Origin of the sequence: Aurantibacter crassamenti (genome assembly GCF_016811105.1) — a bacterium.
Classification (GTDB): Bacteria; Bacteroidota; Bacteroidia; order Flavobacteriales; family Flavobacteriaceae; genus Aurantibacter_A; species Aurantibacter_A crassamenti.
Genome location: NZ_JAFBGM010000002.1, coordinates 891,875 through 912,393, shown reverse-complemented (window position 1 = coordinate 912,393; position 20,519 = coordinate 891,875). Strand labels below are relative to the sequence as shown.

Sequence of the window (20,519 nt, the reverse complement as noted above, 5' to 3'; positions counted from 1 at the left end):
TTTAAGACTCGTTTTGTTAACTAGTGCAGTATTTTTTTGTTTTTTCAAAAATAGCATTTAGGCTATATCTTCTAAAGTTGTACTTTATGGTTTAAATAAAGGGTTTATATTAGCTCAAAGTAATTTGAAATATAAATGAAATTTAGAGCGCTTTTTAAGATATCCATTCTTCTCATTTTCTTCTATACAAACTATGTAGCATCGCAAAGCAACGATGAGAAATATACTTTTGTAAATATCGAAAATGCAGCTACACAGCGTGCTGTTACTAGTATTGTTCAAGACAAAAAAGGTTTGATTTGGATGGGTACTAATGGTGGTGGTTTATATAAATACAACGGAATAGAGAACGAGGTTTATAAACAAATAGGAAATGATTCAACCTCTATAAATAGTTCATTAATTTATTCAATGTACCTAGATAGTTCAAACAGATTATGGGTAGGTACTGAAACAGGATTGAATTTATTTGACGAAGAACATAATCGGTTTATAGAAATAAATCTTGTTGAAGAAACTTTGGTAAAAGACGTTTTATTACCAGTATATGCTATTACTGAAAATGATAATGGCCAGTTGTTAATAGGTACTCACAATTATGGACTTTTCAAATTAGATACTCAAAACTTACAGAGCAAACGAATTGCCTTCGAAACACCTTTTAAGTATTCTGATTTGTTAATCAATACGATAATCAAAGACAAAGAAGGTCATTTATTAATTGGTACAAGTGGGGGCCTTTTTACGTATGAAAATGACAACTTACCAATTAAATTAGCAAATTTTATTACTGTTGAAGGTCCTCGTAATATCTCAGAAGGTGTTCAATCATTAATAAAAGATAAAGATGATAATATTTGGGCTGGCACGTTTTATAATGGCATGATTAAAATAGTCGAACAGAATAATGGTTACAGTACATTACACAAGTTTGAGCTGTCAGATAAAAGGGTGTTGTCTTTGATTCAAGCACCCGACGGAAACATTTTGTGCGGAACTGAAAACGATGGACTTTTTGTGCTTAATTCTGACGGAGATCTTATTCATAATTATAGACAAGACAATCAAGATAAACTCGGTATTAAATCAAATTCAGTATGGTCACTTTTTATAGATGACAAAGAACGAATTTGGATGGGCTCTTATAATAAGGGCGTTGCAATTTATGATAAGTATTATGACAAATTTAAAGATATAGCAAGTTTGTCAAACATGAAAAATTCCCTAAAATATTCTTCTGTAATGGGAATTGCGCAAAATAATGAGGACGAATTATGGCTGGGCATTGACGGTGGTGGTGTAGATATTTATAATATTAAAACAAAAAAAGTCACGCATCTAGTAGATTCTAATAATAATGTGATTTCAGGACTAAGTAATATTATTGATGTAGTCGATGTTTTTACAGATAGTAAAGAAAATCTTTGGGTGGGCACATGGAATTCAGGAATTTTCTTTTTACCCAAGAACGGAAAATCTTTTTTATCAATTAAACAGTTAAAAGCAAATTCTAAATTCCCTTTAAATAGGATCACAAGTTTTGCTGAAGATTTTAATGGAACAATTTGGATTGGCACTTATTTCAATGGCTTATATTCCGTTGATCCTAACACCATAGAGGTTACGCATCATAAGAGCTCGCCTTTCACAGAAGTTGGTTTAGATACAGGAAATATACGTGATATACATGCAGTCAACAAAGATGTTGTTTGGCTTGGAACAACAAAAGGCCTGTTTGAAATGAACACTAAAAATGGTACTTATCATTTAAAATCGCTTAATGATGATATGTTCAAACCATTAGGTGATAATATAAGTTCGATTAATATTATTTCATTGTTTGAAGATGAAAAACACAATATTTGGTTGGGAACAGATGGTGGCGGACTTTGTAAGCATGACCCAATTGAGAATTCATATACTTGGTTTAATAAATCAAACGGTTTGGTTCAAGAAACCGTTGCTTCAATAATAGAAGACAACAACGGTGACATATGGTTAGGGGGTGATCATGGTATTTCAAAACTTGATATAGTCACCGGTGGTTTTTCTCATTTTAATACATCTGACGGATTACTAGCTAATAATTTTAATTACAATTCAGTTTTTAAGGCAAAAGATGGTGTTTTATATTTTGGCAATTATGAGGGCATTAATTATTTTAATCCTAATGAAATACTATTTAATAAAAGCGAACCCTCACTTTATTTTACAGATTTAAAAATTTTCAATAAATCTGTTGCTTTAGATACAAAAGACTCTCCTTTAGAAAAAGTTATTTCTGAGACTGAACATGTTACATTTAAACATTTTGAATCTGTATTTACATTAGAATTTGCAGGTATTAATTATACAAGACCTCAGAATAATCAATACGCTTATTATCTTGAAGGTTTCGAAAATTCATGGAACTACGTCGGTAATACAAGAAGCGCAACGTATACCAATCTTTCTCCAGGTGATTATATTTTTAAAGTCAAAGCCGCTAACAATGATGGGGTATGGAATGAATCGCCAATTTCGATGAAGATTACAGTGCTTGCTCCTTGGTGGAGTACCAATGGTGCTATTTTCACGTACGTACTTTTAATTCTATTGTTAACTTATATTATCGCTCGGTATTTAAGTCAACGAGCTCATGAGAAAAGATTAATAAAATTTGAGAGAGATCAGCGTGTTCAAGAAGAAATTCTAAATGAAAGAAAAATACAATTTTTTACAAATATTTCACATGAGTTCAGAACACCGCTAACGTTAATATTAAATCCATTGCGTGATATAATTGAAAATAATCGTATTCAATTAAACGACAGCGTTAAAGAAAAGCATCGTATTATTCTAAAGAATGCGAATCGACTTACTCGATTAATTGATGAGTTGATGGATTTTAGAAAACTGCACCTAAATAAAATGACATTAAATGCCTCCGAAATAAATGTCATTTCTTTCGTACAAGAAATTTCAGCTTATTTTGAAGAGGAAGCAGCTGAAAAAAACATATTATTCTCTGTTGAAACAGATGGTACACCCTTGCATATATGGGGTGACCCGGGAATGTTAGAAAAAATCATATTCAATATATTATCAAATGCCTTTAAAGCCACTCCTGAAAATGGTGTGATTACTATTGGAGTATATAATTGCAAAGATTCGGTACTACTTCCGATGATAGACGAAAAAAATAAAGTGCCTACGCTTGAAATTGTGATAGAAGATTCTGGTTCAGGTATTAACAAAGCAGATTTAGAACATATTTTTGAACGATTTTACAGATCAGCAGATAGAAACCAGCAATACTATGGGGGATCAGGAACAGGTATAGGTCTAGAAGTTGTTCAAAGTTTCGTTAGTCTACATAAGGGTAAAATTGAGGTGGAAAGTAAGGTAGATGAAGGTACTAAGTTCAGGGTGTTTTTACCTTTTGGAAATGAACATCTTAAAGAATCAGAGTTGATTTTAACTAGTAAAACGGAATTAATTGAAGATAAGACGGTTGAGAATAAAATCACATTAAATGAAACTGAGGTTGTAATAACCGAAATTGTTGAAAATGAAGTAACAAATGACGTTAAAAAGACACTGCTAATTGTTGAAGATAATGTAGGGTTAAGAACTTATTTAAAAGGTGAACTTGAAAATGACTATAGAATTATTGAGGCTGAAAATGGAAAAAAGGGTATACAATTAGCTAATAGCGGAATACCTGATCTTATCATTTCTGATGTAATCATGCCCGAAATGGATGGCTTTGAGTTTTGTACCCTTATTAAACAAGATATTAAAACAAGTCATATTCCTGTTTTGATGCTCACTGCGAAAGCTATGAGTGATGATCGTGTACGTGGTATTGACTCTGGTGCAGATGCTTACCTCGTTAAGCCTTTTGAAATGAAAGTTTTACGGTCATATTTGAAACGACTTATAGCAACGCGGCAGCTGATGTTGTCCCGGTTTTTTAAGGACGTTAATAATTTTTCTCTACCAGAAAAGATTAATGCCCTAGATAAATCATTTGTCAAAAAAGTGCTTGATTATATCAATAAAAATATTGGTGACGCTGATTTAAATGTAGAATTGTTAGCCGATGATATGCATTTAAGTAGAAGCCAACTCTATCGTAAAATTAAAGCGATGACGGGTATGACGGCAAACGAATTCATACGAAAGATTCGGCTAGAAAAGGCGAAACAAATGATTGAAAGTAGTGATGAATCAATTAGTGAAATCGGTTATAAGGTTGGTTTTTCTTCACCTTCCTATTTTACGAAATGTTTCAAATCACATTTTGGAATTCTCCCAACCGAGGTTAAATCAAATTAGTGTTTTTCCAATTAACAGGATTTGCTTGCCACTTTTAGTTTTACTAAATAATTGAATGATTTATGCAACAACTGTAATAGATATTGCTTCAATTCTTTCATTCTTCTCAGTTACTTTAAAGTACTTTTAATTCCCTTTTAAGGGTAAAGAAACTGTATTGAATTGAACGATTTTTATGTATAATAAAGATGGCTATGCAATGGCCATTTATTTTTTAAAACTAACTAGATATGATGAATAAAATTGCCAAACTAAGTTTGATAACTTTTAGTGTTTGTTGTTTTTTAAGCTGTAATGAAAATAAAGCTAAACAAGAAACTACCAAAGAAACAACAACCTTAAAAGATGCTTTTAAAGACAATTTTCAAATAGGGGTTGCAATTAATCAGCATCAGATTAATGAATCTGACACTACATCTGCTAAATTAATAGCTAATGAGTTCAGTAGTTTATCACCAGAAAATAATTTAAAATGGATGTATATTCATCCACAACCTGATGTTTTTAATTTTGAACAACCTGATAAATATGTTGCGCTAGGCAACAAACATAATATGCAAGTTGTTGGGCATACTTTGGTTTGGCATAGCCAACTAGGAGAGTGGGTGAATCAGATTAAAGATAGTACTGAAATGATTGCTCATTTAGAAAACCATATTAACACTATTGTGAGTCGTTATAAAGGAAAGATAGATGACTGGGATGTTGTAAATGAAGCATTAAATGAAGATGGAACACTTCGAGAATCTATTTTTTTAGAAATATTAGGTGAAGGTTACTTAGAACGTGCATATAAACTAGCAGCGAAAGCAGACCCTGATGCAGCATTAGCTTACAATGATTACAACCTAACAAAACCTGAAAAACGTGAAGGTGCAATAAGATTAGTAAAGCAGTTACAGGCTGCTGGTGCTAAAATTGATGGTATTGGTATGCAAGGCCATTGGAGCTTAAACGGACCTTCAATTGAAGAAATTGAGGAGAGTATTATAGCATATTCAGAATTAGGAATTAAAGTAATGATTACTGAATTAGATATAACAGTCCTACCAAATCCGTGGGATTTAGAAGGGGCAGAAGTAAGCCAAAATTTTGAAGGAAGCGAAAAAATGAACCCATACCCAGAAGGCCTTCCTGATTCTGTTCAAGTGCAGTTGGCTGAGCGTTATGAAGAAATTTTCAAATTATTCTTGAAACATGAAGATAAAATTGACCGTGTAACATTTTGGGGTTTAAATGATGGTAATTCATGGCTCAATAATTGGCCTATAGACGGCAGAACTAATTACCCACTACTTTTCGATAGAAATCAAAATGCTAAAATGGCTTATGATCGAATTGTTGCACTAAAGAAATAACTAACCCTTTTTAACCTTCAAGTTATAAAACCAATATGAGTGCAAATTCACAAAAATTATCGATAAAAGAGAAGATTGGTTACAGTTTGGGTGACCTCTCTGCCAACTTAGTCTTTCAAACCTTAATGACCTATCTCGCGTATTTCTATACCGATATTTACGGTCTTGAAGCCAATCATGCTTCAGCAATTATGTTAACTGTAGGTCTAATAGCGGCTTTCGGTTTTAACCCTATTATTGGTGCATTGGCTGATCGAACAAAATCTAAATATGGAAAATTTAGACCTTGGATTATTTGGACGGCCATCCCTTTAGGTATTACAGCATTATTGGCTTTCAGTACGCCCGATTTCGAATATAAAGGCAAAGTGATTTATGCGGTGATAACCTATACCTTGCTTTTACTTTTATATGCGGCCAATAATTTACCATATTCAGCACTTAGTGGTGTAATAACAGGTGATATGGCTGAACGAAATAGCTTGTCATCTTACCGCTTTGTGGCTGTAATGTTCGCTCAGTTTTTTGTACAAGTTTTTATGCTACCAATTATTCAATCAGCGGGTGACGGTGATAAGGCTGTTGGTATTGAAATTGTAATGACTTGGTTAGCCATAATTGGTACTGTAATGCTTGTCATAACTTTTTTCACTACCAAAGAGCGTATTGTTCCAACAATAGAACAAAAGTCAAGTCTTAAAGAAGACTTAGGTGATTTATTTAAAAATAGACCATGGGTTCTTATGCTAGTTCTAACAACTTTGGTATTCATTACACTCGCCATGAAAGGTGGTTCTTATGTTTATTATTTTGAAAATTATGTAGATAAAGAGCGATTAACTCAATTTATACAACCTATTTTAGATGCTTTATCGGGTATTGGCGTTAACTTCTTTGGCGAGAATCCTGTATCGGCCGGCTTTGGTCTATTTAATGCTGGCGGTATTATTTTTATGATTATAGGTATTTTATTTTCTAAAAACCTGGCTGACAAATATGGAAAACGAGATGTATTTGGAGCTGCGCTTTTTGCATCCACAATATTTATTGCAATTTTCTATTTCTTTTCAGCTTTATCAGTTGAGTTAATGTTTGTTTCGCAAATACTACATGGTTTTTTCTACGGACTTACAATACCCTTACTATGGGCGATGATTGCAGATGTAGCTGATTATTCTGAATGGAAAAATAACAGAAGAGCAACCGCCATTATTTTTTCAGCCATGTTGGTAGGGTTAAAGCTAGGGCTTACGATTGGTGGAGCTCTAGTCACATGGATATTAGGAATACATAATTATATTACCAAAGAGGCTGCCGTTGTGGGTCAAGCTATAATACAACCTGAAAGCGCTATTCAAGGAACAAAAATGTTGGTTAGTATTTATCCGGCAATTCCATTTTTAATTGGCATTGGCCTGTTGTTTTTCTATGAGATTAATAAGAAAATGGAAGTTGAAATTGAAGCCGATTTATTAAAACGTAGAAGTATCAACTAAAAAATAAAAGATGCCGGAAGATTCTATAGAACACATAGATTTTGATGAGTTAAATAAAAAAGCAATTTCTCAACCATTAGTAAAACATATTTATACCGCTGACCCATCAGCTCATGTTTTTAATGGGAAAATATACATTTATCCCTCACATGATATTGATGCTGGCGAAGCATTTGATGATTTAGGAAGTCATTTTGCCATGGAAGACTATCATGTGCTTTCTATGGATAGTATAGATAGTGAAACGGTAGATAACGGAGTAGCTTTACATGTTGATAATGTGCCATGGGCTGAAAAGCAAATGTGGGCACCAGATGCAAACGAAAAAGACGGCACATATTATCTGTTTTTTCCTGCGAAAGCATATGATGGTGTATTTCGAATAGGGGTTGCTACAAGTAATTCACCTATAGGGCCTTTTACGCCTCAACCTGAAGCTATTAAAAATAGCTTTTCAATTGACCCTGCAGTTTATAAAGATGATGATGGCAGCTATTACATGTATTTTGGTGGTCTATGGGGGGGGCAACTGCAACGTTGGCGTACAGGTAGCTTTAATGCTGAACAGCCTAATAGTCCAACAGCGCATGTGCCTGAAAACCATGAGCCTGCTTTATTACCTATAGTAGCAAAAATGACTGATGATCTTTTAGAATTCTCTGAAAAGCCAAAAGAGGTTCTGATACTAGATGAAAATGGTCAATTACTTTTAGCAGGCGATACCGACAGACGGTTTTTTGAAGCTTCGTGGGTTCATAAATATAAGGGCAAATACTATTTTTCTTATTCTACAGGAGATACACATTTTATTTGTTATGCGATAGGTGAGAGTCCTTATGGTCCATTTACATATGCTGGTAAAATTCTAAACCCTGTTGTTGGTTGGACCTCTCATCACTCAATCTGTGAAGTTCAGGGTAAGTGGTATCTATTTTATCATGATTCTAGTCTGTCAAAAGGTGTTACTCATTTACGTTCTGTAAAAGTTGCAGAAATTAAATATAACTCTGATGGCACAATTGTAACTCTCGACCCTTACACAGCGTAGTACTTGTTATTGTTGTAAAGAAAGGTAGTAAATCTTACTAGAGATTTTAATTTAGAAATAAAAAAAACAGCGTATCACCCAACACGCTGTTTTCTAACTAACTCAAACTAACTTATTGATATTTAAAATATCATTTAAATTTACTCATTCAAATACTTGTTCAATGAAAATTCTGAAGCTAATACTATAAATCTTGCAGCATTAACAAGAATAAAGCGATTATACTTGTATTTAAATTAGAGTCTACACTCTTAGTTTTTATGTAATTTGCAGACCAAATCTCCCCATTTGGAAGAACAAGACTTTATTTTAGCTTTACAGAAAGGTACCAATCAGGCTTATAGTCAGCTGCTTGATGAATATCAGCAAAAGGTATTTAGTACTTGTATTTCTTTTGTGCCCAATTCAGAAGATGCTGAAGATATTGCTCAAGATGTTTTTGTTGAAGTCTTTAATTCAATAGGTAAATTTAAAGGCGATTCAAAATTATCAACTTGGATTTACCGCATTAGTACCAATAAGTGTTTAGAATTTATTAGAAAGAAGAACACGAAAAAACGATTCGGTTTTATGCAATCATTATTAGGAAATGATGTGCCAATAGATAAAAGCTCCTATTTTACTGAGTTTAATCATCCGGGTGTTCAATTAGAGAATAAAGAGCAGAGTGAGATACTTTTTGCTGCTATAAATAAGTTGCCAGAAGCACAGCGAATAGTATATACTTTAAACAAAATTGATGACTTGAGCTATCAAGAAGTTGCAGAAATTACAGAAAAATCAATTTCTTCAATAGAGTCGTTATTGTTTAGAGCTAAAAAGAATTTACAGGAACTTTTACATGATTATTATAAAAAAGATGAAACTTAACGCAAGTTTTTTTTGTTAATGGCATCTTAAATAATGTAGATATAAACTATTTAAAATGAAGGGTAAAATGAATATAGATGAATTGGTTGATGAAACATTAGAAAGTGTTTCAAAGATTGATAAGGTTAAAGCACCACCTTTTTTTAAAGATAAAGTGCTTAATCGTATGGCACAGCAGACGGAGAAATCTAATGAGGGTATTCATTATTTAGATTGGTTTACACCCAAATACCAAGCTGCTGCACTTATTTGCTTTGTGCTCTTAAACACTGCCGTATTATTGTCAAATACAGATGATAGTTATAGTGAAAATGTTTCTGATTTTGCTGATGTTTACGGTATCACTAAAAGTGATTCTGATACTTATTTATACTAATTTGAAATTATGAAGAAGAATTTACTCTTATATATTTTGTTAGGATTCTTAATACTTATGAATGGGTTTTTCCTGTTCAAGCATTTTGGCAGTATAGGCGAGCGTGGTCCAAAAAATCAAGGGCCTTCAAATTTTATTGCTACCGAATTACAATTTGATGAAAATCAAATGCAACAATTTGAGCAGTTAAATATTGCACATAGAAAAGAAATCAGAACTATTTTAGATGATGTTAAATTATCAAAAGATGCTATGTTTAGTTTGATACCTGACAATACTGTTAATGACTTTACAATCGATTCAATCATAACAGTTATCGCAAACAAAGAAAAAAAGAGAGAGTTAGCAACGTTTAATTTCTTTAGGTCTGTAAATGAATTATGTAATGAAGAACAAGCGGCACGCTTAGCATTGATATTAAAGGATGCTTTACATCATCCAGGATCAGAAAATCGCGAAGGACCTCCACCTGGTGGTAGAGGGCCGGAGAACAGGCCACCTCCTCCCGGACACTAAAAGTATTATGGAGTATACATGTCTCCTGATATTTTCTGTAGTAAAGATTAAAATGTATTTAATTCTATACGACCCTCATTTTTGAGGGTCTTTTTTTTTGCATTTTTTTAACACAAGTAGCCGCAAGTTTAAAAATACTATCACATCTAAATTATCAAATACATAAAATTATAGATATGAAATTAAACACAATTAAAACAGCAGTAATCGTTTTCGGAATGGCCATTTTAGGCTCAACAAGTGCTTTTGCACAAAAAGGTGAACGAAGAGAGCCGCCTACTTTCGAAAAATTAGTAAAAGAAATGGATGCTAACGAAGATGGAAAATTAGCAAAAGACGAAGTAAAGGGACCTTTGTCTGAAAATTTTGACACAATCGATGCGAATGAAGATGGCTTTATTTCTGAAGAAGAGTTTGAAAAAGCTCCAAAACCAAAAAGACCATCTAAGAGATAATAATCGTGAAATTTTCAATTAATTAAAACACATTACAATAATGATTAAGAATATAAATTTCCTTTTTACAGCAATCTTCTTTAGCACAACATTCTTCATAATTTCTTCATGTAGTAATGATGATACCATTGAAGCAGTTACTGAAGACGAAGTTGCTATGGATGATTCTGAAGATGAAGCTACTGACGATGAGGTAACAATTGACGATGCAGATTTTGAAGCTACCGATTGGACAACGGAAACACATAGCAATGATGTTGATCCTGATTTTGATGAGGTTTTCGAAGATAATACTGTAAAGAGAATCGATATTGTTATTACTGAAGATCGTTGGCAAAGTATGTTAGACGATATGACAAGCTTGTATGGCACATTTGGTGCCACTGGTCAAGGCGGCGGACCTGGTGGTGGACCAGGAGGTGGTGGCGGTGCTTCATTTTCAGATGAAGACCCCATTTTTGTGCCAGCTGAAGTTCATTATGATGATAAAGAATGGTATCGCGTAGGGGTGCGATTTAAAGGAAATTCAAGTCTACAAAGTAGTTGGCAAGCGGGTATACTTAAATTATCATTCAAATTAGATTTTGATGAATTTGAAGATGATTATCCACAGATAAAAAACCAACGTTTTTACGGATTTAAAAAGCTAAGTCTTAAAAACAACTTCAATGATAAATCTATGTTACGCGAGAAAGTAGCTGCAGATGTATTTAAAAATGCAGGGTTAGCTGTTTCACATACTGCCTTTTATACCGTTTATGTTGATTTTGGTGAAGGTCCCCAATATTTTGGAGTTTATACTATGGTAGAAGAAGTTGACGATACTGTTTTAGAGGACCAATTTGGAGATGACGATGGTAACCTGTACAAACCAGATGGTGATGCAGCAAGTTTTGCAACAGGCACTTATGATGAAGATGAATTTGTAAAGAAAAATAATGAAGATGAAGCTGATTTTACAGATGTTGAAGCTTTGTTCGATATTCTAAATGATGGATTAAGAACTACCGATGCAGCTGCATGGCGTACGAATTTAGAATCTGTTTTCGATACCGATGTATTTTTAAATTATTTGGCTGTAAATACAGTAATACAAAACTGGGATACGTATGGTAGAATGACTCATAATTATTTCTTGTATAATAATTCTGATAATAGCAAATTAACATGGATTCCGTGGGATAATAACGAAGCATTGCAAGAAGGAAATCAAGGTGGTTCCCCCGAACTTGATTTCTCTGATGTTACCGCAGCCCAATGGCCATTAATATCATATCTATATGAAGATCCTGAGTACAAAGCGATTTATGATGACTATGTACAAGATGTTGTAGATGGACCTTTTAATGTGAGTACCATACAGTCATTATATAGTTCGTACTCAAGTTTGGTTGAACCTTACGCAACTGTAGAAGAACCGGGTTATACATTTTTAAATAGTAGTTCAGACTTTCAAGCGGCTATAAGTGAATTGAATTCTCATGTTTCACAAAGAGCATCAGCTGTAAATAGTTATTTGAATAATTAGAAAAATTAGAGTTGAGTTGAGTGGTGTGATTAAAAGCTTCGTAAGAGATTGCGAAGCTTTTATTATTTAAAAAAATCAAACGTTTAATTCGGAACAATAAAAATGAAAGTTTTTAGAAAGTTAAGAAGAAAGTTGTTGCTTTCAGGAAAAATTAAAAGTTACCTCATATATGCACTTGGGGAAATTTTATTAATTGTAATAGGTATACTAATTGCATGGAAGATTAATAGTTTAAATGAAATTAGAAAAAATAGAATTGTAGAATTAAAAATATACAAGAGTTTAAGTCAAGAGTTAGATACTAACTTACTCGTATTAGATAGCGCCATCATTAGATATTCAGATAGTATCGAAAAGCTTAAAAATACCCTCAACTATTTAGGTGAGCAACCAAATGAGTTGACCGTTGAAGCAAAAGACTTAATTGTAAATTTAAATTACACAAAGGTTATTATACGAAATGAATCAATAAACTCTATCAACATAACCAACAAATTTGAGTTTATCGAAAGTGATTCTCTAAAAGAATTAATAGCTATTTACCCAAATGAGTTGGATAAATTTGATGAACAGGAAAATAGAATTTCTGATATTATAACTTATCGATTGAAACCGGTTATAGAAAAACATGTTTCACTAATCGATTTACTACCAGAAGATAGTTTCAACTATAAACGAATAAAAAGATCTAGCAAAGAATCAAATTATTCAGATTTATTAGACAGTAAAGAATATCAGAATAGTGTTATCGATAGATTATTGCAAACAAAAACACAATTGGCTATTACTGAGAATTTAAAACATAAAACTAAATCTATTGCGATTAAATTAAATCAAGAATTAAAAGGGTCATAGATGGTAATAAGATTTCGAAAATTAACTTTATTTCTGAGTTTGAATAAATATTGAAGTGTGAAAATTTCTGGTTTACTTCTTTGTTTTACCATTTAAAGTAAAGTATTAATTGTTGATTTTCAATGCTTAGTGCTTAATTGTAAGTTTTTTTTAATAATAATCACGTTATAACGCAAGTTTTTGAAAAAGACTGCATCTAAATAGTAAATAATAAAATTCTCAAAATGATTAAGAAGTATAAAAGTTTAGCAATAATACCTACAATTGCAATTTTTGCAATGGCGAGTATTGTGTCTTGTAGTACAGATAGTACTGATGATTCCGTTATAATTGATGAAGGTTCAGATGATGATGAAATTGTAACGGAACTTCATGCAGCTTATGCAGAATTTAATACCGATGCTACAACCATTTATTTAGATGGTTCAAATGTTGTTATTGAAACAACTGGTTTGCCAAACCATGAAACGGTGTACTGGGGCGAGGGTAATGATTTGTATCTTGAAGAAGATAATGTTGCAACAACCCCTAGTATTATGTCTAGTAATAATAATGCAACAACTATAACTGTTGATGCCACTCCAAATTTAACAGGAAGCACAGTTTCTACAGATTTTAATACAATAGGTATAGCAGTAAGTGGGGCATCTATTTTTAATGACCAAGAGGGTGGTGGTGCACTGGATCAAGCAGCGGCAAGTTTAGATTGGACTGGAGCACATATTGGCCCTGGAGTGTATCACTATCATTTAGAGCCAAAGGCATTTACAAACGATGACGAAAATTTAGTCGGTGTTTTATTAGATGGTGTATTTCTTTATGGAAGAAAATGTAATTCAACAGGTGACTATCCAACAGACTTAGATGCTTCCGGCGGGCATACAACTACAACTCAATTTACAGGTGAAGATGCTGAATATCACTACCACATTATTAATGAACTATATTCTACAACCGGATCTTACATTGCTTTCGCGGGTCCATATCAAGGCTACTAAATGAAATTTGTTTCTCAAATATTTTTAATTTTTCTTGCGGTTATTACTTTAACAAACTGCAAGAAAGCTATTGCCAAAAAAGAAGTTAGTGAAACCATTACTATAGATACTTTTGAAGTAGATAAAAAGGAACTTGAGCTTAATCAAATTCAAGGTATTTGGTATTATAAAGGGCAACCTTTTAATGGATATTCTTTAAAATTCTATTCGAACGGTGCTGTTGAAGAACGTCTTGGTTTTTACAATGGAAAGCGAGAGGGCATAGCAAAGAGATGGTCTGAAAACGGAGTGCTCCGAGTAGAATCTAATTACAAACAAAATCGGTTGGTAGGAAAATATAGAAGCTGGTGGGAGAATGGCGTTTTAGGTTCAAATGCTACTTATGAGAATGGAAAAATGAATGGAGTAGAAAAAAAGTGGTACCCATCGGGCCTTCTTGCTAAAGAACGACAACTTGTAAATGGTAAAGAAGATGGACTTCAAAAAGCATGGCTTGAAAACGGTAAGCTGTACGTAAATTATGAAGCAAAAAATGGACGTATTTTCGGAATGAAAAGAGCTAATTCATGTTATCAATTAAAAGATGAAATTGTTGTTAGAAGTAAATAAAATAAAACTATTATCAATTTGTTTCATTACACTTTTTGTGAGTTGTAAAGAAGCTGTGGTAAATAAAACAAAACAGGTTGAAGAAACTAGTAGGGTAGCATATTTACCCTATTATTCAGATGAAAGTTTTACGCCCAAATGGATAACACCGAATAGTGAGGAAGAAAAACAATTTCATAAAATAAAAGATTTTAAACTTGTAGATCAACTGGGTGACACCATTACCCAAAAAACTTTTGCTGATAAAATCTATATTACTGATTTCTTTTTTACAACCTGCCCAGGTATTTGTTTAAAGATGACAGGTAGCATGCAAAAAGTGCAAGAAGAATTTAAAGATGATTCTGATATTTTTTTGCTTTCACATTCTGTAACACCTTCAATAGACTCTGTTGCCGTACTTAAAGCATATGCTGAAAAAAATAATATTATCGACAGCAAATGGCATTTAGTTACAGGCGATAAAACAGAAATCTATAACCTAGCTAGAAACCAATATTTTGTTGAGAACGATTTGGGAGTGCCGAAAGATATTAATGACTTTTTGCATACCGAAAATTTTCTCTTAATTGATAAGAATAAGCATATTCGAGGTATTTATAATGGTTTAAATAGAGCGTCTATTGCGCAATTAATTACCGATGTAAAAGCACTTAAAAAAGAAGGCTGAATTTACATTTTTTTTAATGTTAATTCTAATATTAAAAAAAGCATTTTTGAACAACACATCAAGTATTGTCACGACACAAAATTTTGAATATAAAGTTTGAATTATTGCAACTGCATTTCAATACTTTTAAATGCCTCTTTTGAGGACTGACAAACAGAACAACAATAACTTTCAGGTAAATTTTCAAAAGTAGTACCCGCTTTAATAGCTGCAGATTCGTCTCCATAAGTAGCATCGTATACTGAAAGACAAGAGGTGCATTGGTAAACTAGTTGTGTGTTTTTCTTAATTGTTTTTTTTACGCTTTCCTCTTTAATTTTTACCGTGCCTAATTGTTCAAAGTATTTTTTACTTAATTCCATGAGAAGCCCAGGTAATTCTATTTTATCTACATCTTGAGCATACGCCTGATAAGTTTGCGAATTTGGGTCAAAATTTTCAAAATGTAAGACATTATAAGAAGGTCTCACTTCAAAATTTTGAACTAGAGTAGGGGCATTGTTTTTTTCAATTATTATGGAAGAAAAATGAGAGCGTTTACCCACATCATTACTAATGCCAAATGTTAGACCATAGGTGCTAATATCATTTTGGTCAAAACTACGGACTAAGAATTTTTTAAGCTCTAGTGCTTCTACATCATCAACGGGCAAATGCCAATTCATTTCCAATTGTGAATGCCGAACATTGATTCCTCTTTGACCTAGAAAACGTTCTAGTTCTGGTCTGCTCTTTTGTTTTATTCCTTTGATAATGAATGATTTCCATGGGGTAATACAAATTTTTCCAATGCTGTTGTCAAGACAAAAACCGCAGAATTCTTTTAAGAAAGACAGGTCATATTTATTATTACGCCAATACAAGCCTAACCAGTATTGATCCATACCCATTCTATTCATTCCTTCATAATATGGAAAAGTTAAAAAGGGTACTTTAAGATCTTTTTCAATGGCTTTATTATTGGTATCTATTTTTTTGTTGACTACATAAAATAGTTCAGCTACATCTGTGATGTCTTCATGAATTTCTTCAATAGTTTTTGAAACTGTAGTAATATCCCAACTGTAAATTAATACAGGATAATAAGCTGAGGTTTTCCAATGCGGTAGCTTGACATTTAAATACCAATAGTCTTCACTTTCAGAGGCAACAAAATTTAAATTTCCACTAAAAAGTGGCACCAACCGTTGCTTAGGGTCCGTTACGTTAATTTTTAATTGCGGCAAATAATCAAACCCTTCTAAAATGTAGAGATAGGTAGATCCTTTTAACCAATAGGTCATTTCAAAAACATCGGCTGAAACATATGAAGTAACAATGTTTTGATAATTTCTATTAGTTACAATATCGGTATTGAATTTCGAAAGCTGTTCTAACTGTTCTTCTTCTTTTTTATCCTTTAAAGGAAACAATAAATCTTGTCTACTTCCGAAAAACACTTCTTTTAATCCAGCAGTTTCAAGCATTAAAATAATGTCTTTTAATTCACCAGGTGAAGTAACTCCGCCTTTTAATAAAATACGATATAAGTCGTCGTTCATTTTTTAATTGTTTTTTTCGAGATACATTCAGATAAAATTACTTGTTTACGCCAATTGCAATTGATTAACTAATAAGGCTTTGATTTCTGGTTTACAACTACCACAGCCTAATCCGGCTCCTGTTTGTGAACATAGTTCTTTAAATTCAGTACAACCACCAGTGATAGCGTCTGTTATATTTCCTTCACCAACTTGACTACATGAGCAAATTAATTTTCCTTTCAAAGGGGCAATATTTGACGCACCACGCAGCAATTCATTTCGCTTTTCTGAAAGTTCAATTTCTTCTTCAATCAGGCGCTTAAATTCAGCAAACTCATTTTTATCGCCCATTAAAATAGCACCTTTTAATGTATCGTCTTTTACAATGCATTTTTTATAAAATCGCTTGCTAACATCCATCAAAATAATTTCTTCATAGCTGTTATCATCACTAGGTGTATTTACCATACCAATGCTACACAAGTCAAGGTTTTCAAACTTTAATATATTCATTAACACTGATCCATTGTACATACTACTATAATCACCGAGTATATAATTTGCGGCTATATCGGCTTGCTGTTCTGCAGCAGAAGTAATTCCGAAAAGTGAATTGTTATATTCTGCAATTTCTCCTAATCCAAAAATATTTGGATCACTTGATTGCAGATACGAATTGACTACCAAACCTCTTCGAGTTTTTAAATTAGCACGCTTAGCGAGTTCAATATTTGGTCTTGTACCTATAGCATAAACAATCGCGTTGCATTGCAACGTTCTACCGGTTTTTAAATTTACCAATAGGGTGTGTGCATTCTCTTTTTCTTCGAAAACGGTACTTACCTCATTGTCAAAATAGATATCAATATTTCTTTCTGTTACATCTTCAGCGAGTAGTCTACTGGCAACATTATCTAATTGACGTTCCATCAATCGATGTGCTCGTTGTACAATGCTAATGTTAATATTGATGTTTTTTAAGGCGGCTGCCAATTCTAATCCGAGTAGGCCGCCACCAACAATTACCACATGTTGTTTTTCTGCTGGTAGTTCGGTTTTTTGTAAGTACTGACGTAATCGATCCGCATCACCGCGTTCACGCATTGTAAATCTTCCCGGTTGATTAATTTGTACTTCACTAGGTACAAAAGCACGACTACCAGTCGCCATTATCAAAAGGTCATAAGAATGTTCAATTCCGTTAGAATCGGTTACTGTTTTGTTTGTAGCGTCAATTGAATCTATACCAATACCCGAGTGTAAATGCACTCCTAATTTTTCTATTTCGCCTTTTTTTAATTTTTCTAAAGATTCCCAAGAAAGTACTTCACTTACATATTCTGGGAGTAAAACTCGGTTATAGAAAGGGTCTTTTTCTTTAGAAAAAACATGCAATGCATCTTTTTTATTTTTTTCACGATACGATTGAATAAATCGGTAAGCCGCTGCACCTGCACCAACAACTATAATTTTTTGATCTGCCTTTACATATTTTTCTACCTGTACTGCGCAGTACTTAAAATCAGGCTCTTTAGAAACTGGATCTATTAAATCATTTGTAATATTATTAGCTCGGCCAAAATCATTATTTAGAACTTTACCCCAGTGCATTGGTAGAAATACCACACCCTCACGAATATCAAGATTTACCTTTACCTTAACTTGTACTTGACCTCTTCTACTTTTTATAACAGCAACATCACCATCTTTGATTTTTTTTAAGTACGCATCTACCTTGTTCATTTCTAGGTAGGGTTGTGGTATATGCGTCAATAGACGCTTTACTTTTCCTGTCTTGGTTCTGGTATGCCACTGATCTCTTACTCTACCCGTATTTAATATTAACGGATAATCACTACTTGTTTCTTCGGATGAATTATAAAGACTTTGTGGTGCATTAAAATGAGCTTTCTTATCGGGAGTGTGAAATTGTAAATCCGAGAATAAGCGTGGGGTACCCGGATGTGTATTATAGGGTACCGGCCATTGAAAACTACCCTCATTTTGCAAACGTTCATACGACAAACCAGAAATATCAATATTAGTGCCTTTGGTTAATAAACAATGTTCGTCATACACCTCGCTTGCATTTTTATAATCAAAACCTTTAAAGCCCATGGCTTGTGCAAAGCGCCAAAGAATTTCAACATCGGGTAATGCTTCGGCAGGTGGGTCAATTACTTTGGGTAAGTAACTAATTCTTCGTTCAGAATTTGTCATGGTGCCTTCTTTTTCTAACCAACCTGCAGCTGGTAAAAGTAAATCGGCATATTTTGTGGTTTCTGAATTATGAGAAATATCTTGTACAACAACAAAGGCTGCTTTTTTTAGCGCTCGTTCAACTTTGTGTACATTGGGCATGCTAACGGCAGGGTTGGTGCAAATAATCCAAATTGCTTTTAGTTTTCCGCTTTCTAAAGCATCGAACATTTCAGTAGCCGTATACCCCGATTTTTCTTTAATTTCTTTTCCTCCCCAAAATTCGGCAACTTCTTTTCTATGCGTGGGGTTACTTAAATCTTTATGTGCAGCTAATAAATTCGCCATTCCGCCAACTTCACGACCGCCCATTGCATTTGGTTGTCCGGTTAATGAAAACGGACCACAACCAGGTTTACCAATTTGACCTGTGAGCAAGGATAAATTTAATAAGGAAACATTTTTTGAAACACCTATAACACTTTGATTAAGACCCATGGTCCACATGGTAAGAAACTTACTTGCTTCACCAATATACTGTGCAGCTTTGCGTATTTCTGAAGCTGAAATTCCACATTTTTCAGCGGCCTGTCGAATTGATAAAGAGAAAGCAGTTTCTTTTACTTCATCAAAATTTACAGTATGCTTTTTGATAAAGCTTTTATCTATTTTTCGTTTTTCAATTAGCCATCGGGCAATAGCATTGAATAATATTACATCAGTACCGGGTAAAATTTGTAAATGTAAATCAGCTGCAGCCGCGGTTTGTGTTTTTCTAGGATCAATAACTATTACTTTGACTTCAGGGTAATCTGCTTTTCGTTGTTCTAAACGTCTATATAATATCGGATGACACCACGCCGGGTTTGCACCAGCAATTAAAAAACAATCAGCCAATTCAATATCTTCATAAGAAATTGGTACTGAATCTTCACCAATAGTTTTTTTGTATCCTACTACGGCAGAACTCATACATAAGCGCGAATTGGTGTCTATGTTATTTGTGCCAATAAAACCTTTAGTAATTTTGTTGGCTAAATAATATTCTTCAGTTAAACATTGGCCAGAAACATAGAAGCCAACACTATCAGGACCATGCTTTGCAATGATACTCTTAAAAACAGCTGCTGCGCGCTCAAAAGCAGTATCCCAAGTAACTTTTTGTAACGGGTGATTTCTGTTCCATCGCATTTCAGGATATAAAATACGGTCGCTAGTATCTTGAGCAACATAGTTTAAGTTTCTGCCTTTAGAGCATAACATGCCTTTGTTGGAAGGGTAGTCTGGGTCGCCTTCAACATTAATTGTTCCTTTAGAATCAACATCAACTAATATTCCACATCCTACACCGCAATACGAGCAAATGGTCTTTTCTGTTTTCTTTTTCTGCATGGTTTGCCCTTTTTAATTTCGGCGTAACATTTACTTATGCAAGTTAGAAAATTACGTATTAATACGTAGTTAAAATATGATAATACTTACCTGTTATTTTAGGCAATTGATAATTTATGGGGATTACAATTGTCATTTATGGAATTGATAAATCAGATTTACTTGCAATAAAATGGGGCAAATTTTTGTGGAAACATGGGTTTTGGATTGTATTTATTATTAGGAAAATTTTAACATCCTTTACCAAACCCTCCTTTATTTCCGCCGTAAATACTTATTGATTAATAACCTTAAAAAAAATATGTA

The 20,519-nt window shown here is 33.3% G+C and carries 15 protein-coding genes; 13 read left to right on the top strand and 2 right to left on the bottom strand.

What is annotated here, in order from left to right:
- Window positions 1-135 precede the first annotated feature (135 nt).
- The 13 genes from JQC67_RS16560 to JQC67_RS16500 all read left to right on the top strand — a co-directional run bounded on the left by JQC67_RS16560 (window position 136) and on the right by JQC67_RS16500 (window position 15,099).
- Window positions 136-4,320, top strand: a complete 4,185-nt coding sequence (locus JQC67_RS16560; protein WP_203254030.1) for a hybrid sensor histidine kinase/response regulator transcription factor — start codon at window positions 136-138, stop codon at window positions 4,318-4,320.
- 230 nt (window positions 4,321-4,550) lie between these two features.
- Entirely contained in the window at window positions 4,551-5,678 is a 1,128-nt protein-coding gene (locus JQC67_RS16555; RefSeq protein ID WP_238934878.1) for an endo-1,4-beta-xylanase, read from the top strand.
- Between the two features lie 35 nt (window positions 5,679-5,713).
- Window positions 5,714-7,174, top strand: coding sequence for an MFS transporter (locus JQC67_RS16550; RefSeq protein ID WP_203254029.1), 1,461 nt, complete (start codon window positions 5,714-5,716; stop codon window positions 7,172-7,174).
- A 10-nt stretch (window positions 7,175-7,184) separates the two neighbouring features.
- Window positions 7,185-8,222, top strand: coding sequence for a glycoside hydrolase family 43 protein (locus JQC67_RS16545; RefSeq protein ID WP_203254028.1), 1,038 nt, complete (start codon window positions 7,185-7,187; stop codon window positions 8,220-8,222).
- A gap of 288 nt (window positions 8,223-8,510) precedes the next feature.
- Window positions 8,511-9,092 (top strand): RNA polymerase sigma factor, encoded by a 582-nt coding sequence (locus JQC67_RS16540; protein WP_203254027.1) that lies wholly within the window; start codon window positions 8,511-8,513, stop codon window positions 9,090-9,092.
- A gap of 67 nt (window positions 9,093-9,159) precedes the next feature.
- A complete protein-coding gene (locus tag JQC67_RS16535; RefSeq protein WP_203254026.1) occupies window positions 9,160-9,468 on the top strand; it encodes a hypothetical protein in 309 nt (102 codons plus the stop codon).
- 9 nt (window positions 9,469-9,477) lie between these two features.
- Window positions 9,478-9,984 (top strand): hypothetical protein, encoded by a 507-nt coding sequence (locus tag JQC67_RS16530; RefSeq protein ID WP_203254025.1) that lies wholly within the window; start codon window positions 9,478-9,480, stop codon window positions 9,982-9,984.
- A 176-nt stretch (window positions 9,985-10,160) separates the two neighbouring features.
- Entirely contained in the window at window positions 10,161-10,439 is a 279-nt protein-coding gene (locus tag JQC67_RS16525; protein ID WP_203254024.1) for an EF-hand domain-containing protein, read from the top strand.
- Window positions 10,440-10,479: 40 nt separating this feature from the next.
- Window positions 10,480-11,967: a CotH kinase family protein gene (locus JQC67_RS16520; protein WP_203254023.1), complete on the top strand. Its 1,488-nt coding sequence runs from the start codon at window positions 10,480-10,482 to the stop codon at window positions 11,965-11,967.
- Between the two features lie 102 nt (window positions 11,968-12,069).
- On the top strand, window positions 12,070-12,822 hold the full coding sequence (locus tag JQC67_RS16515) for a hypothetical protein (RefSeq protein WP_203254022.1): 753 nt from the start codon (window positions 12,070-12,072) through the stop codon (window positions 12,820-12,822).
- A gap of 224 nt (window positions 12,823-13,046) precedes the next feature.
- Complete coding sequence (locus JQC67_RS16510; protein ID WP_238934875.1) at window positions 13,047-13,820, top strand: YHYH protein; 774 nt, start codon at window positions 13,047-13,049, stop codon at window positions 13,818-13,820.
- Entirely contained in the window at window positions 13,821-14,429 is a 609-nt protein-coding gene (locus JQC67_RS16505; RefSeq protein WP_203254021.1) for a toxin-antitoxin system YwqK family antitoxin, read from the top strand.
- Window positions 14,404-15,099: an SCO family protein gene (locus JQC67_RS16500; protein ID WP_203254020.1), complete on the top strand. Its 696-nt coding sequence runs from the start codon at window positions 14,404-14,406 to the stop codon at window positions 15,097-15,099. Before JQC67_RS16505 ends, JQC67_RS16500 begins: the two co-directional genes overlap by 26 nt.
- A 101-nt stretch (window positions 15,100-15,200) precedes the next feature.
- On the opposite strand, the gene JQC67_RS16495 is transcribed toward JQC67_RS16500, so the two are convergent.
- Window positions 15,201-16,640: a rubredoxin gene (locus tag JQC67_RS16495; RefSeq protein WP_203254019.1), complete on the bottom strand. Its 1,440-nt coding sequence runs from the start codon at window positions 16,638-16,640 to the stop codon at window positions 15,201-15,203.
- A 45-nt stretch (window positions 16,641-16,685) separates the two neighbouring features.
- Window positions 16,686-20,213, bottom strand: a complete 3,528-nt coding sequence (locus tag JQC67_RS16490) for a nitrate reductase (protein ID WP_203254018.1) — start codon at window positions 20,211-20,213, stop codon at window positions 16,686-16,688.
- Window positions 20,214-20,519 lie beyond the last annotated feature (306 nt).

Bases quoted from the DNA above. Each gene is read 5' to 3' on its own strand.
- JQC67_RS16505 (WP_203254021.1), top strand. From the start codon at position 13,821: ATGAAATTTGTTTCTCAAATATTTTTAATTTTTCTTGCGGTTATTACT.
- JQC67_RS16555 (WP_238934878.1), top strand. From the start codon at position 4,551: ATGATGAATAAAATTGCCAAACTAAGTTTGATAACTTTTAGTGTTTGT.
- JQC67_RS16490 (WP_203254018.1), bottom strand. From the start codon at position 20,213: ATGCAGAAAAAGAAAACAGAAAAGACCATTTGCTCGTATTGCGGTGTA.
- JQC67_RS16500 (WP_203254020.1), top strand. From the start codon at position 14,404: ATGAAATTGTTGTTAGAAGTAAATAAAATAAAACTATTATCAATTTGT.
- JQC67_RS16510 (WP_238934875.1), top strand. From the start codon at position 13,047: ATGATTAAGAAGTATAAAAGTTTAGCAATAATACCTACAATTGCAATT.
- JQC67_RS16545 (WP_203254028.1), top strand. From the start codon at position 7,185: ATGCCGGAAGATTCTATAGAACACATAGATTTTGATGAGTTAAATAAA.
- JQC67_RS16530 (WP_203254025.1), top strand. From the start codon at position 9,478: ATGAAGAAGAATTTACTCTTATATATTTTGTTAGGATTCTTAATACTT.
- JQC67_RS16560 (WP_203254030.1), top strand. From the start codon at position 136: ATGAAATTTAGAGCGCTTTTTAAGATATCCATTCTTCTCATTTTCTTC.
- JQC67_RS16515 (WP_203254022.1), top strand. From the start codon at position 12,070: ATGAAAGTTTTTAGAAAGTTAAGAAGAAAGTTGTTGCTTTCAGGAAAA.
- JQC67_RS16495 (WP_203254019.1), bottom strand. From the start codon at position 16,640: ATGAACGACGACTTATATCGTATTTTATTAAAAGGCGGAGTTACTTCA.
- JQC67_RS16525 (WP_203254024.1), top strand. From the start codon at position 10,161: ATGAAATTAAACACAATTAAAACAGCAGTAATCGTTTTCGGAATGGCC.
- JQC67_RS16520 (WP_203254023.1), top strand. From the start codon at position 10,480: ATGATTAAGAATATAAATTTCCTTTTTACAGCAATCTTCTTTAGCACA.
- JQC67_RS16535 (WP_203254026.1), top strand. From the start codon at position 9,160: ATGAATATAGATGAATTGGTTGATGAAACATTAGAAAGTGTTTCAAAG.
- JQC67_RS16550 (WP_203254029.1), top strand. From the start codon at position 5,714: ATGAGTGCAAATTCACAAAAATTATCGATAAAAGAGAAGATTGGTTAC.